This is a genomic window from Paraburkholderia sp. UYCP14C, from assembly GCF_004197395.1.
GTDB lineage: Bacteria > Pseudomonadota > Gammaproteobacteria > Burkholderiales > Burkholderiaceae > Paraburkholderia.
This window is the reverse complement of record NZ_SELS01000277.1, coordinates 1-1,068: the sequence shown is the minus strand read 5'-3', so window position 1 is coordinate 1,068 and position 1,068 is coordinate 1. Positions and strand designations below refer to the sequence as shown.

At 56.4% G+C, this 1,068-nt stretch carries 1 protein-coding gene and 1 pseudogene; one reads left to right on the top strand and one right to left on the bottom strand.

Going from position 1 to position 1,068, the window contains the following annotated elements; all coding sequences use genetic code 11:
• Nucleotides 1-257: hypothetical protein (locus tag EVC45_RS46460; RefSeq protein WP_211193614.1), on the top strand; the 257-nt coding region annotated here is incomplete at its 5' end.
• Nucleotides 258-310: 53 nt separating this feature from the next.
• Here EVC45_RS46460 and EVC45_RS46050 read toward each other — a convergent pair.
• A pseudogene (locus EVC45_RS46050) lies at nt 311-1,068 on the bottom strand (hypothetical protein); the annotation flags it as partial.

The window sequence follows — 1,068 nt, the reverse complement described above, 5'->3', positions numbered from 1 at the left end:
GAACGCCTTTGGCCAGGCGCAGTGCGTTAAAAAGGCCTAATTGCGTCCGCAACCAACTGGGCGCCTACCCTGCCGAACAAAGCATCGTCAAGGGGCAATTGAACGATGGCGGCGTTGGTGCAAACTCCCGCACAGCAGTTCTATTCGCTGGCTGGATAAGGAATCCGTACCATATCGGTCTTGGCCGACCTCTCGCTCTTACTGCGACAGAACCAGAAGATGAGCGCTACGACCAGATGAAGCTGGTCATGGAGTAAGCCGCCACGGGCGGCTCACGGTTTTATGGGCGCCTTTGAGGCGCTCACCAATTTCAAGCCACCGGCTTTGCCGGTGGTATCTGACTCTTCAGCCCGCCCATTGCAGCCCAGTTGAGCTCCCCACCACTAGCTACGCCATCGATGGTTCCTCGTGTGTGCGTTTCGATCTGTCGAAAGACGTCTGGGTTTTGCATCATGAATTTCGCAGCCTTTGAGACATCTGGCGGTACGTTACCGTCGGGGTTTTCTGCGAGAAAATATAAACCGCCAACGTCCATTCCCTCCCAGCCGTTATTCCCCATATAAGAGCTGAGCGTGCCTGCCGCGCCTTCCGGGGTCATCTTTTCCTTTTCTTCTCCTGGTGCTGCAGCTTCTCCTGGTGCTGCAGCTTCTCCTGGTGCTGCAGCTTCTCCTGGTGCTGCAGCTTCTCCTGGTGCTGCAGCTATGTCAACGCCCAAGTCGTCCAACAATCGCTGTACGTCTGCCGCAATCTGGTCCTGACTGGCATTGACACTCCGGCAGTCCGACTGTGCGCAGGGATCAGTAAACGTCAACTGAGCGTTTTCTCGGGGATTAGTCTCAATAGTCGCCATTGTTTTCCTCTCAACTAACTGGTTGCTGGTTTCGGGGGATTTCAGCGGTTGTCCGTTGAAGGTACCGATGATGCATGAAGGGCCCTGCATGGCAAGCTGTGCACAGCGAAGTGATGGCCCGAGGGGCGAAGTGCTCGCTGCCAACTGATTGCGGGTTTTCCGAAGGGGCCGAATTTGTCTGCGAGCCCCACCGGGAATGGCTTTCGGAGCTGGCGAGG